This window comes from Nocardia sp. CY41 (assembly GCF_009829325.1).
Classification (GTDB): domain Bacteria; phylum Actinomycetota; class Actinomycetes; order Mycobacteriales; family Mycobacteriaceae; genus Nocardia.
The window spans coordinates 70,420-83,993 of sequence record NZ_VUOS01000018.1 but is presented as its reverse complement, the minus strand read 5'-3'; the positions used below and the strand labels follow the sequence as shown (position 1 = coordinate 83,993).

Here is a 13,574-nt window from a genome sequence, read left to right as displayed (position 1 = left end):
TTCACGGGGACAGCAGTTCGCGCGCCAGCGCTTCACTCCACCAGCGTTCGACCGCCTCGGGGGCCCACGCGCGTTCGGTGACGAACGTGGCGTAGACGTCGATGTTGCACAGCGCGGCGTAGACGTCGGTGGCGGTGGTGATGTCCAGACCCGAGCGCAGCGTGCCGTCGGGCCACGAAGAGAACACATCGACGCGTGTCCGATCGGCGACGTGACGTGCCTGCTCGTAGAGGTCGGCGAGCTCGGGCTCGGTGCGCCCGGATTCCCGGACCAGTGCGATGAGGTCTCCGGCGCGCTGGAACAGGCGCCGGTCGTAGCCCGCCATCGCGGCCAGCTGCTGGGCGGGGGTGGGACAGGCTTCCAGTTCCGCGAGCATGCGGGGCATGTCCCCGGACAGGTCCGCCGCGTCCACCAAAGCCCAGACCAGCGCTTTCTTGCCCCCGTACGCCGCGTACACCGTCGGTACGGACACACCGGCCTCGCGGGCCACGTCGGCGATGGTGGTCCCGGCCCAGCCTCGGGTGACGAACAGCCGGCCTGCGGCCGCGGCGATGTCGGCGCGAGTGCGTTTCGCCTGCGTCTGCCTGCGCAGCGAGTCGTAGCGCCGACGCTCTGGCTGTGCGTTCACCATTGCCCTCCGGATTGTCTGATCCTATATTCAATATAGACTACGTAAATCCAAATGGCTGCCGCGCGGGGACGTCCGGCGAGCAACCTCTGTGCGGAGAGGCACTTCGATGGAATTCACCACCGTGGCGGGCTTGGGCGGCATCGGATTCGTGGCGGCGGCGCTGGCCGTCAACCTCCTGTACGTGCGCGCGCGGCTACCGTTGCCGATGTCGGCAGAGAAGATCGACGCGGTCGAGGAAGCCTTCGCCACCGTCGGCCGAGCACTGCCGCGACCTTCGACGCTCGCTCCCGCGATGTGGTTGTGCCTCACCGTTTTCGCCGCGGGGCTGCTGGGGGTGCTGTGGCGCGGCGGCGCGGGCCCGCAAGCGTGGGCGCTGATCGGATTCGCCGGAGTACTGATGCAGAATGCGACGTTCACCCTCATCGAGGCGCTACGATTCGGCATGGCCGCGGCCGCCACCCACAGCCGCGGTACGACTGCGGGGTTGTGGGGAACGAGCAATGTCCTGTTCGGCTTCAATCAGGTCTTCCTCGCGGCGGCACTGCTGGGTTTCAGCATCGCCGGGGCCGACGCCGGGCTCTTGGCGGACTGGACCGCCTGGCTCGGGTACGTGAGCGCCACATTACTGTTCGTCTCGGCGTCGGCCGGTCCCTACAACGTCGACGGTGCAGGCCGCATCGCGGTCGTCGGCCTGATCGGGTGGCTGGGGTGGGCGGTTTGGATCATCTCTTGTAGCGTCGCGCTGCTGGGCCGGTAGCGCGCGATGTCCAGTGCCCGCGAGACATGGACTGCCATCGCGGCAACCGGCGTGTGGTCGTCAGGTCGTCACAGGCTCGGTGACGCGGCGGACCGGGCGGATGCGGATGCCGAACTCCGGGCGCAGGTTCACCGAGGCCAGTGGCACCACCGGGTGGGTGGCGTCGAGTTCGAGCCGGAAGCGTTGCACCGTCATGGCCAGGATCAGCACCATTTCCGTCATCGACATGTCCTTGCCCAGGCAGATGCGCGGGCCGCCGGAGAAGGGGAAGAACGCGAATTTGTGCCGCTCGGCCACCGCGGCGTCGGTGAAACGCTCCGGACGGAATTCCTCGGGGTCTTCCCACAGCCGCTTGTCGCGGTGAATGTAGTACATGCACAACGTGACTCGTGCGCCCGCCGGTACGTGGTAGCCGCCGATCTCGTCATCGGTGATGGGCGTGCGCTCGACGATCCAGGCGGGCGGATACAGTCGCATGGTTTCCTCGATCACCATGCGGCAATAGCTCAGCTGTCCGAGATCCGCGAAGGACGGTGTGCGGTCGCCCAGTACGGTGCGCACCTCCTCGGCGAGTTTCTCCTGGATCTCGGGGTGAGTGGCCAGTAGGTAGCACGCCCACGACAGGGCGTTGGCCGGAGACTCGTGCCCGGCCACGAGCAAGGTTTTGATCTCGTTGAGCAGGTCCTCTTCGCGCATGCCCTGGCCGCCTTCGTCGCGGGCGCGCACCAGGGCGGTGAGCACGTCGGTGGTGTCGCCGCCGCGGCGGCGTTCATCGATGAGATGGCGCACCACGTCGTCGAGTTCGCCCACCTTGCGCGCGACCCGGCGGGCCTCCGGGGTGGGGAACGACTGCGGCAGTTTCACCGGTGCGTTCACCCGCTTCATGATGAACGCGAACGCCGCGCGCATCGCGTCGGTCACCTGGGTGGTGTCGGTGGACAGGTCGATGCCGAACAGGATGCGGCCGGTCACCGCGAGCAGCAGCTCGACGAAGTCGTCGTAGATGTCGCGGAACTGCCCGGCCGCGGCGTCCCAGCCGTCGAGCATCGCCGCGGCGCTGTCGGTGATGTCGTCGGCGAAACCCTTGACGTGCGAGTGGGAGAACGCCGGGGAGATGAGTTTGCGCTGTTTGCGCCAGTACTCCAGGTTGTTGGTGGTCAGCTGCCCGTCGCCGAGCAGGATGCTGAACTCGTCGTAGATCGGGCTCTTGCGGTAGTTGGTGTAGTTGTCCTTGAGGACGTACTCCGTCATCGCCGGGTCCGCGACGAGGTAGACCAACATCGGGCCCGCCTTGACCCGCACGACGTCACCGTAGCCGTCCAGCAGCGCGCCCACTGTCGTCAGCGGGTTCTTCGCCAGTTTGGGGAGCATGCGTCCGGTTTCCACCAGACCGGGCCCGGGTGCTTTCATGGTCCGACCTTTCACTTCAAGAGCTTGGCGTGCTTGCGCAGCTGGTTCACGTAGTCCTGTTTCTCCACCACCAGCGGGTACTGGTCGGCGTGATAGAGCCGCAGCCCGGCATACAGGTCGGGCTGGCGGCCCCGGGTGGCGCGATCGAATCGCTCGACCCGACGGGGATCGCTCGCCTTGACACGCAGGTACTCGGCGACCAGTCCGGCTTGTTTCTCGTAGACGTCCCAGTGCGAGCCGATCGGGCGCACCATTCCGACCACGAAAAGGTTCCGAGCGTGCGGCGGAAAGATGTTGAGATACAAGCCCGGTCGCAAGCTGCCCTCCGACCAGTTCAGCTCGGCTCGGTCGACGACGGGATAGCTCGGCACGAACCCCGTCGCCAGCACCACCAGGTCGACTTTCTCCTCGGTGCCGTCGGCGAAGGTCACCCGGTCGTCGTCGATCGCGGTGACATCCGGTTTGGGCGTGATGTCACCGTGGGTGTAGTGATGGTGCAGCTGGTCGCCGAGCATCGGGATGACGATGCCCGCACCGAAATCGGGCACCGGCAGCCCGAACGAGCGGGAGCGGCTGCGCAGATACGAGAACAGCCGCTCGAAGGCCCGCTTGCGCAGCGGCCGCCACATCCGGCCTTGGAGCATGCTGTCGGTCGGGCGGCCCAGCATGTACTTGGGCATGCAATAGAACCCACGCCTGCTGCTGTGCAGGGTCAGCGCGGCATTCACTGCGCAGTCGGACAGGATGTCGGCCGCCGACTGGCCGGCCCCGATCACCAGTACCCGCTTGCCGAGCACCTGTTCGGGCTCGCGGTACTCGCTCGAATGCAGCACGGGCACTGTGCCCGAGCCGGGGATGTCGACGCGACGCGGGGTGCGGTCGTGCCCGGTGGCGATGACGACACCCGCGTAGCGTCGCTGCGACCCGTCGGCCAGCATCACCGACCAGCCGTCCGCGCCCGGCTCGACGCGCTGCACAGCGGTGTTGAACCGGATGCGCGGCCACAGATCGAAGGCGTCGGCGTAGGAGTGCAGATAGCGCAGCACCAGTTCGTGTCCGGGATAGTCTGGATAGTCCTCGGGCATCGGGAAACCGGAGAACGCCTGTACTCCTTTGGAAGCGATCACATGGGTGTTACGGCTGACCGGTGAATCGGGTCGCCGTGCGTCCCAGATCCCGCCGATTCCGTCGGCCGCCTCGAGCACCTCGAAATCCAAACCGGCCGCCGCGAACTCACGTGCGGTGGCCAAACCGGCCGCGCCCGCGCCGATCACGCAATAGGTGCTCATCTGTTCCCTCTCCGCTGCCCGCGGGCCTGACCGCTCATGCCGTATCCGTCTCCGGCATGAGCGGGGCCCTGCGTGGTCACGCTGTGCTGCGGCCTCCGGGCCTGACCGCTCATGCTGTGTCCGATTCCGGCATGAGCGGGGCCCTGCGTGGTCACGCTTCGCTGCCGCCTCCGGGCCTGACCGCTCATGCCGCGCCGACCCGTTCGGTCTGGTGCGTGTCTTCCTGCGGTGGCGCGGGTTCCGGCTCGGTGCCCGCGCTCGCCCGCCAGGCCACGACGAAGCAGGCGACGTAGACGACCGTTTGCGCCACCAGCGTGAAGTAGACGTTCTCGTTGTAGACCGCGATGATCAGCCAGGCCACGGTGAGCAGGGCGACGGTGCGTTTGCCGCCGCGCATCAGTCCGGCGTAGACCGCCAGCATCCACACCGCGCCGACGGCGATGTACACCCACGGCCCGAACGGGGCGCGGAACGACGCCAGCGTCAGCACCGCCAGCCAGATGGCCAGCTGCTCCGCGCGTACCCGAGGCCCTTCGGCCCCGGCGGACAGCCGCCGGTGGATGCGAATCGCGGTGACCGCCACCAAGATCAGCAGCAGCAAGGTGTAGATGTTGGTGATCACGCGGGCGGGTCCGACGGGATCGCCGATGTCCCAGCCCATGATGTTCGCCTTGTACGGCAGCCCGAACGGTGAATAGTTGACCAGCTGGTTGGCCCGTTCCACCAGCACGAACTGGTGGAACTCACCACTGGCCAGCCGCTGCCAGGTGCCGTCGGACAGGAACTGCCGCCACGGCTCCCAGCCGAAGATCGCCAGCGTGGCCAGCGAATACAGCCCACCGAACACCGCGGTCCACACCGCGGGCCGCCACCGTCGCTGGACCAGCAGGTAGACCAGCAGGATCGCCGGGGACACTTTGGCGATGATCGCGAACGCCAGCGCCGCGCCGCCGAAGATGTTGCGCCGCAGCTGGAACAGGACCATGGCGCCCGCACCGCCGACATACAGCGCCAGTACGTGGATATTGCCGATCTGCACGGTCGCCAACGTAGGCAGGCTGAGCCACACCACCGGGGTCAGCGCCGCCAGCACCCCGCCCTGCCTGCCGCCGATCCAGCGGGCGATGGCGAACATGGCCACCAGCACGATCGCCACGTACAGCGCGTAGTACAGCGCCCGCAACGTCGCGAAATCATGGCTGAACAGCAGCAGCAACCGCGGCAGCAGCAGGAACGGCGGTGGGTAGAGGTAGGCGTCGCGATCCTGCGGGGTCACCGCGGGCAGCACCGAATCCGCCTGGGGCGATTCGTAGCGGTGACGGTCGTAGAGACCGGCCGGGTCGTGTTCGGCCATGAGCGCGCCGCTGATGTAACCCGACAGGTGGGTCTTCTTCACCAGGAAGTCGTCGTCGGCCGACAGCGAGGCGTCCACGTTGTCGGCGTCGAGGATGAACTGCGTCAGCCGCGCCAGCACCGCGACCACGAGCAGGATCACCACGCTCCACAGCAGCCGCACCACGATCGGTTTGCCGCGCATCACCTGCCGCCACTCGTGGGGGACGGTGGGCACGAACAGCACGAACAACACCGCCGCGCACGCGACACCGAGCACCGCGGTCACCGGCCCCGGTAGGCCGGTGAGCGAGAGCACGATCATCACCACGGGGACGAGAATGCCGACGACGAACACCGCGTACATCGCGGCGAAGTAGTCGAGCGAACCACGGAACCGGGTCCATGTCCTGGATATCATCTGCAACCTACGGCTTTCGGTTCCCGCGTCGCCCGGGTCGGGCCGCGCGGACGGTCTATCTGGTCGCTGCTGCGGTGTGCTCGGCCAGCAGCGGAACGATCTGCGACACCACCTCGCCCGGGGCGGGAGCGGCACGCAGGTCGGCGCCGATCTGTTCGGCGGCGGCGCGGAAGTGCGGTTCGCGCAGCAGCGCGCGGATCGAGGTGGTCAGCGCTTCGATGTCGCCTTGGCCGGTGGGGGTCTCGGCGGCCAGCCCGGCCCCGCTGCGTACCACGCCGCGGGCGTAGTCGAACTGGTCGAACATCTGGGGCAGCACCAGTTGCGGCAACCCGAACCACCCCGCGGTGAGGCCGGTGGTCGAGCCGCCGTGATGCACGAGCAGATCGCAGCCGGGCAGGAACAGGTTCAGTGGAACCTCTTCCACGACCCGGACATGGCCGGGCAATTCGCCGACCGTGGCCCGGTCGCGTGCCGACAGCGCGACGACCACCTCGGCGTCGTCGATGGCGCGGAGCGCCGCGAGCACCGACTCCAGTGGTCGCGGCCCGGTCAGGCCCAGCGTGCTGCCGCCCATGCACACCGCGATCCGCTTGCGGCCGTGCTCGGCGTGGTGCCACGGCGGCAACGCGCCGGTGCCGTTGAACGGAACGTACCCCAGCGGGATGCCCGCCGCGGCGTCGGGCGCCTGCAGCCGCGGCGGGCAGATGTCGAGCACGGCCACCGGATCGGCCAGTCGCGTGCCCGCCTCGGCGGCGAGCGCTGCGGTGCGTTCGGTGAAGGGCCCGCCGGTCGGGTCGATTCCCCAGCGGTGCACCAGGACCGGTAGATCCAGTTCGGCGCCGAGCGCACGGCCGATGGTGGCCAGCGGGTCGGTGAGCACGATGTCGGCCTGCCAGTCGGCGGCCACCTCCGCGAACGTCTCGAGGTACTGGCGGGCATGGTTGTGCCAGTTCTGCGCGGCGACCTGCCACAGGCCCTGTCCGCTGGACCGGTCGCGGTCGGCGAACAGCGGAAGCGGGAACATGCCCGGATTCACCTGCGTGCGCAACTGGTCCATCGGCACGTTCAGCGCGGTGAGCTCGACCGCGTTGAGTCCGGAGCGCAGCGCCGTGGCCGTCACGTCGTTGCGTGAGGCGACCAGCACTTCGTGGCCGGCCAGCCGTAGCGCCCAGCAGAACGGCACCATCGCCAGCAGGTGTCCCGACGAGGGCACCGGCACGACAATAAACTTCATCCGATCACTCCTTCGGCTTCATCCACTCCATCGGATTGGTGTGCCGAGGCACCCATGATGGAGCCGATTGCTCGGCATTGCGGCGTTTTTCGATCACCACGATGTTGTGGTAGAAGTGCAGCGCCCCGATCCAGTCGTCGAAAGCGCCTGCCGCGCGGCCGGATTCCTTCTCGAATTCCTGCTGGTGCAGACCGTCCACCAGGGTTTTCAGGTAGCCGATGGTGGTGGCCGGATCGTCGGTGGCGGTGCTGCTGCCGCCCCAGCCCGACCAGTAGGACGTCTGGGTGTCCTCCACCACGTACAGCCCGCCCGGTCGCAGGTGCGCGAACAGCGCCTGGAACGAGGCGATGACGTCGCCGCTGATGTGGCTGCCGTCATCGATGATGATGTCGAACGGTCCGAGCGAGCTGCCGAGCCCGTCGAGGAACACCGGATCGCCCTGATCGCCGCGCAGCGGTTGCAGGCGGGGCTCGGCGATGCCGGACTTGTCGAAGAAGTCCAGCCCGAAGATCAGGCCGCGGCGGAAGTACTGTTTCCACATCCGCAGTGAGGCGCCGCCGACATCGGGCGCGGTGTATCCGCCGATGCCCAGTTCGAGGACGCGCACGCGGCTGTCGCGCAGGGGCGCGAAGTGGCGCTCGTAGTGCTGGGTGTACCAGTGTCCGCCCCACTTGTCCGAACCGAAGTGCAGCGACAGCGCGTTGAGGTCGTAGTGGTGCGGGCGGCAGGCGGTGACGATGCGGTCGGCGGCGACCGCCGCGGCGTCGCGGGCCAGCCGCCACGGATCGTCCGGGGCGAAGCTGCCCGGCCCCGGCTCGTCCTTGATCGCGATGGCGCGCGTGCCGAGCGCGGCGTCGGGCGGGCCGTAGACCGCGCGCAGCAGCTCCACCAGATCCTGCCGCACCACCAGCCACGGATCCTCCAGCGTGCCGGGAGCGACGGCGGGGTCGTCGGCGCCCACGGTGAGCAGATAGTCCAGCTGCTTGCCGTCGTGGGTCAGCTCGAACACCGCCGTCACCGGTTGTCCGGGCCGGGGACCGTAGTTCGCGCGCCAGGCGATCTCTTTCAGCACCGCGTCGGCGACGGTCTCGGTGCCGATCTCGCCGATCCGCGCGGCGGTCTCCTCGTAGACACCGTCGGCGACGGAGATCAAGTGGGCGGCGAGGACATTCTCGTCGTTCAAGGTCACGTCATCCATCCGTTCCGCCGGTGCGCACCGGCCTCGATTCCTCCACCAGGCGCACGCCCTCGGCGACGAGCATGGCGCGCACCATGCCGTGGAAATCCACCGAAGGACGCCACCCGCTCCGCTCGCGCAGCCTCGTCGCGTCGCCCGCCAGCGGTTGCCCGCTGCGGGTGAGCACCGTGGAGCGTTCGCGGACGTGGTCGTTCCAGTCCAGTCCGGCCATGCCGAACGCCGCCGCGCAGAACTGCGCGACCGTGTGGTGTTCGCCGGTGGCGACGACGAAGTCGTCCGGCTCGTCGAGGGCCAGGATCCGTGTCATCGCCTCGACGTAGTCCGGCGCGTATCCCCAGTCGGCGCCCGCGTCCACCCTGCCCACCTCCACCGTGGCGGTCTCGCCGCGCTGGATTCGGGCGACGGCGCGCACGATCTTGCGGGTGACGAACTTCTCCGCGCGCAAGGGCGATTCGTGGTTGAACATGATCCCCGCCGCCGCGAAGACGCCCCTGGCGCGGTAGGCGCGGCAGGCCAGCAGGCCCGCCGCCTTGGTCACGCCGTAGATGGAGTCCGGTCGCAGCCCGCTGCGCTCGTCGCACACCGCGGCGGCGTCGGAGCCGAAGATATGCGACGAGGCCGCGTAGAACAGCCGGGTTCCGGTGCGGTGCCGGTCGATCGCCTCCGCGAAGTGTTGCACCGGCAGCGTGTTCACCCGGTGTGAGGCGCGGGCCAGTTCGTGTGGGTCGCCGTGGTCGTCCTGCGAGGAGTGCTGCACCGCCGCCAGCAGGTACACCTGCGCGGGGCGTTCGGTGGCGATCAGTTCCTCGACCGCGGCCGCGTCGGTGATGTCGACAGGGCCGGCGCGGCCGATCCGCAGCACACGTTCGCCGCGCGCGGCGAGCAGATCCGACAGCAGCGTGCCGTCCTGCCCGGCCGCGCCCGTGACGACGACGGTCATCTCACACCACGTCCAGTTCCGGCAGCGGGAACACCAGCCGCCCGCCCGCGGCGCGGAAGGCGCTCTCCCGCTCCAGCATCATGGTGCGGAAATGCCAGGGCAACACGAAGAACTGGTCGGGCGCCAGCTCCCGCGCCCGCGCCTCGGAGACGATCGGGATCGCGCTGCCCGGGGTGAATTTGCCGAACTTGTCGTCGTTGACCTCCGCGATGTACGGCAGGTCCTCCGGGCCGATCCCGCAGTGCTGCAGCACCACGTTGCCTTTGGTGGAGGCGCCGTAACCGAGCGTGCGCAGACCGGCCTTACGAGAGCGGTCGAAGAAATCGCGCACCTGTTCGCGGTGCTGGTCGACCCGTTTGGCGAAGTCCGCGTAGGGCTGGGAGGTGTGCAGCGCGAGCGCTGACTCCTCCTGCCGCATCCGGTCCAGCACCGCGGCATCGGCAGCCGAGGCAACCCCACGCTTGCCCAGCGTGAGCGCGAAGCTGCCGCCGTTGACGGCATTGCGTTCCACCTCGAGCACCACGAATCCGCACCGCCGCGCCATCCACTCGATCTGGTCGAGGGTGTAGTACTCCAGATGCTCGTGACAGATCGTGTCGTAGGAGGTGGTGGCCAGCATCGCGGGCAGATAGCTCTGTTCGAGCACCCAGACGCCGTCGTCGGTGAGACTGTCGTACACCGCGCCCATGAATTCCAGCGGATTCGGCACGTCGTAGAACATGGCGATCGAGGTGATCACCTTGGCCCGTCGCCCCTCCAGCACCGATTCGGCCAGTTCGCGGGTGAAGTACCCGGTGACCAGCCGCACGTGCGGTGGATAGAACCGGCGGAACTTCTCCCCCAGTGGGTCGATGCCCACAATCGTCGCCGACCCTTCCGGGTAGGCGCGCAGCAGCGTCGCGTCGTTGCTGCCGATATCGATCACCAGATCCTGCGGCGACAACGGCACCCGCTGCCGGATGCGGGCCACCCGGTGGGCGAGGTGGTCGATCATCGAGCGGTTCAGCCCGGAGCGGTATCCGTAGCCGGGGGAATACATCTCGTCGAAATCGGCCGTGTGGCGCAACTGCACCAGCCCGCACTCCGCGCTGCTCTCGGGCACGCAGCGCACCAACTCCAACGGGTAGCGCGGCACCTCGGTCGGATCGGTGGCCGGGAACACCCCGGTCAACGCCATGGTGCCGAGATCGACCACCGACTCGAGCCGGGTGTTCCCGCACACCCGGCAGGCCTGCACCGCCACTGTTTGCGTCACGCGTTCTCCATATCGTGGGCGACCATCAACTCGACGAGTTCGGTGAAACTCGTACGGGGTTCCCATCCGAGCTTCTCGCGCGCCTTGCTCGGATCACCGGTGAGATGATGCACCTCGGCGGGCCGGAAATAGGTCGGATCGACCTCGACCAGCACCCGCGACGTCCGCCGGTCGATCCCCTTCTCGTCCAAACCGGTTCCTTCCCAGACCAATTCGACACCGGTGGCCGAGAAGGCCGTCTCGCACAGCTCCCGCACGCTGTGTGTCTCGCCGGTGGCGATGACGTAGTCGTCGGGCTCGGCCTGTTGCAGCATGAGCCACATCGCCTCGACGTACTCCTTGGCGTATCCCCAGTCCCGGCGGGCATCCAGGTTGCCGATGAAGAGCTTGTCCTGTTTGCCCTGCGCGATGCGCACCGCGCCGCGAGTCACCTTGCGGGTCACGAAAACCTCCCCGCGCCGGGGTGATTCGTGGTTGAACAGGGTGCCGTTGACCGTGTACATGCCGTAGGCCTCGCGGTGGTTCACCGTGATCCAGTACGCGTACAGCTTCGCCACGGCGTACGGCGAGCGCGGATGGAACGGTGTCTGCTCGCTCAGCGCCACGTCGTGCAGCCCGCCGTACAGCTCCGAGGACGAGGCCTGGTAGAACCGGGTCGCGATGCCGGTCTTGCGGATAGCGTCCAGGATGCGCAGCGTGCCGATCGCGTTGGTCTCCGCGGTGAACTCCGGGATCTGGAACGAGATGTGCACGTGCGATTGCGCGCCCAGGTTGTAGATCTCGGCCGGCCGCACGTCCTCCAGGATCCGGTTGAGACTGCTGGAATCCATGAGATCCCCGTAGTGCAGAAACAGCCGGCGTTGGGAATGCGTGTCGGAATACAGGTGGTCTATCCGATCGGTATTGAAATTCGAGGCACGCCGGATAATCCCGTGCACCTCATATCCTTGCTGCAACAGGAATTCCGTCAGATAAGACCCGTCCTGGCCCGTGATGCCGGTTATCAGCGCCTTTCTCATCAAACCTCCAACCCCGAGACTAACGGGTAGCCAAAAAGCGGGCAATACCTATCTTTCGGTCGCCGCCGGTATTAGAATTCGATTGCATGAGCGCGGCCTCCGAAAAAACTCTGGTAATGATTCCGACGTACAACGAGCGTCGCAACGTGGGCCCGTTGCTCGCTCAGATCCTGGAACAGGGCTCCGATTTCGACGTCCTGTTCGTCGACGACAATTCCCCGGACGGCACCGGGAATCTGCTCGATGAGCTGGCCCGACAGCACGCACCCCGCATCCATGTGCTGCACCGGGACGGCCGTCAGGGCGTGGGCTCCGCGCACCAGGCGGGTATCCGCTGGGCTTACGCGCAGGGATACGCGCACATCATCACGATGGATTCCGATTTCGCGCATCCGCCGTCGTATCTTCCGGCATTGCGCGCCGCCGCTGCCGGGTTCGACGTCGTGGTCGGATCGCGGTATCTGAAAGAGGACAGCCTGGCCGACTGGACTCCCTTCCGCAAGGTCCTCACCCGGGTCGGGCATTTTCTGACCGTGACACTGTTGCGAATGCCCTACGATGCCACCGGCGCGTTCCGATACTACCGGCTGGACGTCGTTCCGGTGGCGGTTTTCGATCGCGTCCGATCGACCGGATACTCCTTCTTCTTCGAAAGTCTCTACATTCTCGCCGCCAATGGCTTCCGGATCGAGCAGGTGCCGATCCACGTCCTCAACCGCACCGCGGGCGCGTCCAAGATGCGCACCCGTGACGTGGCGACCAGCGTGCGTTTCCTGCTCACGCTGTGCGCGGAGAAGTACTTGCGGCCCGGCAGGCATCGCGTCACCTCGCCTGCGCATCGCTGACCCTGCGCCCGGCCAGCCAGTCGATCACCGCCGCCGCCTCCGGCCAGTCGGAGCCGGTGGCGGTGACCGGGAACTGGTCGTCGACATAGTCTTTGGCGAAATGTGAGTGCGAGCCCACCGCGTCGCGCACCTCGGTCAGCGTCACGGTGGTGCGTGCGCCGACCTCGCGCAGTCCGGTGTTGTCGAGGTGGCCGGTGATCCACTCGGCACACCAGTCCACCGGGGCGAAGCTCTGCCGCGAGCGGCCACTGGCGAACACCGGACGATCGGCGGCCATGTCCGCCAGCACGCCCTTGCGGTAGTCCCCGCCGTACATCGGGCCCAGCCGCACGACGAGCGTGTCGGTGCCCGAACACAGCTGCTCGGCCTCCGCGCGATGGCGGCCGTAGACCGTGTCCAGCTGGGTGCGCGCGGAGATGCTGCTGATCTGCACGAAGCGATCCCAGCGCCACTGCTCGCGCAGCAGGCGCGTTTTGTCCACCGTCTCCCGGCGGTCTTCGCCGGGATGCTGCTCGGCCCAGAACCGTTTCGACGGGCAGGCGGCATTGATCAGCACGTCGTAGCGACCTGCCGTGCGATGCCCTTCGTAGTCGGCGCGCACCACCGGCACCACCTCCGCCCGGCCGCTCCGCTCCAGCGCTCCCACCAGCGCGGAACCCACGTATCCGGCCGCGCCGGCCACGGCCACACGTAACCGGCTCACCGCGAGTCCTTTTCAGGCGGCACGAGACTGCGCCGCCGCGCCCGGGGGCCGGGCACACCGGGCCCGTACGCGAGCGCTGCTACGTGGCTCGGCCGTCCGGTCGCGGCGTTCACGCGCCGTTGCCTTCCAACGTGTGCGGCAGCGGTGCCACCTGCACGATCGGCGGATCGCACTCGTCCCACGGCTTGGTCAGCATGGCGACGAACGTCAGCGGGGTGATCGAGTACACGGTGTGCATCACCCCGATCGGCGTGCGGGTGCAGATGCCCTTGCCGACATGGATGAACTCCTCGGGGCAGTCCGGATCCTCGTGGTCGTCCTTGGTCACCAGCACGCCGTTGCCCTCGACGAACAGCAGGTACTCGACGAAATGCGGATGGTAGTGCAGGCCGCGCACCTTGCCGGGGTGCATGTAGATCAGGTTGAACTCGAGCAGGGGCTCGGGCGGGACCCAGGTGAAAATGCCGCCGCGCCCGTCGCGGACGGTGTCGAGGTTGCACGACGGGGTGAGGACTTCGACCTTCATTACTGCATCCCTTC

General features: G+C 67.7%; 13 protein-coding genes. 2 read left to right on the top strand and 11 right to left on the bottom strand.

The annotated features are described in order from the left end of the window. Position 1: 1 nt before the first annotated feature. The gene (locus GVY64_RS20035; RefSeq protein WP_159843656.1) at positions 2-631 is read right to left on the bottom strand and encodes a TetR/AcrR family transcriptional regulator; all 630 of its coding nucleotides are present in this window, start codon (positions 629-631) and stop codon (positions 2-4) included. 106 nt (positions 632-737) lie between these two features. Between GVY64_RS20035 and GVY64_RS20030 the strand changes: the two genes are divergently transcribed. After that, positions 738-1,388, top strand: coding sequence for a hypothetical protein (locus GVY64_RS20030; RefSeq protein ID WP_159843654.1), 651 nt, complete (start codon positions 738-740; stop codon positions 1,386-1,388). Between the two features lie 60 nt (positions 1,389-1,448). Here the strand turns inward: GVY64_RS20030 and GVY64_RS20025 are convergent, their stop codons facing one another. From GVY64_RS20025 to gmd, 8 genes are all read right to left on the bottom strand, one after another. Next, complete coding sequence (locus GVY64_RS20025) at positions 1,449-2,798, bottom strand: cytochrome P450 (protein WP_159843651.1); 1,350 nt, start codon at positions 2,796-2,798, stop codon at positions 1,449-1,451. Between the two features lie 11 nt (positions 2,799-2,809). Then, complete coding sequence (locus tag GVY64_RS20020) at positions 2,810-4,087, bottom strand: flavin-containing monooxygenase (RefSeq protein ID WP_159843649.1); 1,278 nt, start codon at positions 4,085-4,087, stop codon at positions 2,810-2,812. Between the two features lie 184 nt (positions 4,088-4,271). Continuing rightward, a complete protein-coding gene (locus GVY64_RS20015) occupies positions 4,272-5,840 on the bottom strand; it encodes a glycosyltransferase family 87 protein (RefSeq protein WP_159843647.1) in 1,569 nt (522 codons plus the stop codon). A gap of 55 nt (positions 5,841-5,895) precedes the next feature. Further along, positions 5,896-7,074 (bottom strand): nucleotide disphospho-sugar-binding domain-containing protein, encoded by a 1,179-nt coding sequence (locus GVY64_RS20010; RefSeq protein ID WP_159843645.1) that lies wholly within the window; start codon positions 7,072-7,074, stop codon positions 5,896-5,898. A 4-nt stretch (positions 7,075-7,078) separates the two neighbouring features. Then, positions 7,079-8,263 carry a class I SAM-dependent methyltransferase gene (locus tag GVY64_RS20005; protein ID WP_159843643.1) on the bottom strand — a complete coding sequence of 395 codons (1,185 nt, stop codon included), beginning with the start codon at positions 8,261-8,263 and terminating at the stop codon, positions 7,079-7,081. Between the two features lies 1 nt (position 8,264). Continuing rightward, positions 8,265-9,212 carry a GDP-mannose 4,6-dehydratase gene (locus tag GVY64_RS20000; RefSeq protein ID WP_159843641.1) on the bottom strand — a complete coding sequence of 316 codons (948 nt, stop codon included), beginning with the start codon at positions 9,210-9,212 and terminating at the stop codon, positions 8,265-8,267. Between the two features lies 1 nt (position 9,213). Next, a complete protein-coding gene (locus GVY64_RS19995) occupies positions 9,214-10,467 on the bottom strand; it encodes a class I SAM-dependent methyltransferase (protein ID WP_201298074.1) in 1,254 nt (417 codons plus the stop codon). After that, positions 10,464-11,486 (bottom strand): GDP-mannose 4,6-dehydratase, encoded by a 1,023-nt coding sequence (gene gmd, locus GVY64_RS19990; RefSeq protein ID WP_159843636.1) that lies wholly within the window; start codon positions 11,484-11,486, stop codon positions 10,464-10,466. Before gmd ends, GVY64_RS19995 begins: the two co-directional genes overlap by 4 nt. A 116-nt stretch (positions 11,487-11,602) precedes the next feature. Between gmd and GVY64_RS19985 the strand changes: the two genes are divergently transcribed. Then, the gene (locus GVY64_RS19985) at positions 11,603-12,331 is read left to right on the top strand and encodes a polyprenol monophosphomannose synthase (protein ID WP_159843634.1); all 729 of its coding nucleotides are present in this window, start codon (positions 11,603-11,605) and stop codon (positions 12,329-12,331) included. Here GVY64_RS19985 and GVY64_RS19980 read toward each other — a convergent pair. Both GVY64_RS19980 and GVY64_RS19975 read right to left on the bottom strand, forming a co-directional pair. Next, entirely contained in the window at positions 12,309-13,034 is a 726-nt protein-coding gene (locus GVY64_RS19980; protein ID WP_201298073.1) for an NAD(P)-dependent oxidoreductase, read from the bottom strand. The genes GVY64_RS19985 and GVY64_RS19980 overlap by 23 nt on opposite strands. Positions 13,035-13,143: 109 nt before the next feature. Then, positions 13,144-13,560, bottom strand: a complete 417-nt coding sequence (locus GVY64_RS19975) for a cupin domain-containing protein (RefSeq protein ID WP_039798180.1) — start codon at positions 13,558-13,560, stop codon at positions 13,144-13,146. Positions 13,561-13,574 lie beyond the last annotated feature (14 nt).